The organism is Nafulsella turpanensis ZLM-10 (assembly GCF_000346615.1).
Lineage (GTDB): Bacteria > Bacteroidota > Bacteroidia > Cytophagales > Cyclobacteriaceae > Nafulsella > Nafulsella turpanensis.
On the sequence record NZ_ANNU01000109.1, the window covers coordinates 1 to 220 of the forward strand.

Annotated in this window: 1 protein-coding gene; it reads left to right on the forward strand. The window is 44.5% G+C overall.

Going from position 1 to position 220, the window contains the following annotated elements; translation table 11 throughout:
* Positions 1-220: hypothetical protein (locus F752_RS26410; protein ID WP_040665146.1), on the forward strand; the 220-nt coding region annotated here is incomplete at both ends.

The following is a 220-nucleotide window of genomic DNA, read 5'->3' on the forward strand; positions in this document are numbered from 1 at the left end:
CGCTGGAAGATAATTCTCCAGATAATGAAGGAGAAGCTATCACCTACTCCCTGTCTCCTGCTTCTGTAGATTTTGTCAATATTTCAATTGACCCTGAAACAGGAAAAATAGAAATTAGTGCTGTAGCAGATGGCAACGGCAGCCAGACTTTTGTCGTGAAGGCAGATGACGGGCAGGCAGCCTTCAATGAAGCTACACAGGAATTTACCCTTACGGTTAC